Genomic DNA, 255 nt, shown 5'->3' with positions numbered 1-255 from the left:
AGCCGTATCGGAAGGTGCGGCTGGATCACCTCCTTTCTAGAGTTTGCACGAATCAGGTAACTGATTCACGCATCAAATGTTCACACTTATCGGCTGTTAGTAAGAGAAGAAACAGTAGTCGTAGTAGTACCGCGTTGGGGCTGTAGCTCAGCTGGTTAGAGCACCGTGTTGATAACGCGGGGGTCGTTGGTTCGAGTCCAACCAGCCCTACCAGCTAATTAGTAATATCTCAGGGGGATTAGCTCAGCTGGGAGA

The 255-nt window shown here is 50.2% G+C and carries 1 tRNA gene; it reads left to right on the top strand.

Annotation, left to right across the window (positions count from 1 at the left end):
• The first annotated feature begins 136 nt into the window (after window positions 1–136).
• A tRNA-Ile gene (locus GCN78_RS29110) sits at window positions 137–213 on the top strand.
• Window positions 214–255 lie beyond the last annotated feature (42 nt).

Origin of the sequence: Janthinobacterium rivuli (assembly GCF_009208735.1) — a bacterium.
Taxonomy (GTDB): Bacteria; Pseudomonadota; Gammaproteobacteria; order Burkholderiales; family Burkholderiaceae_D; genus Janthinobacterium.
This window is presented reverse-complemented; position numbering and strand designations above follow the sequence as displayed.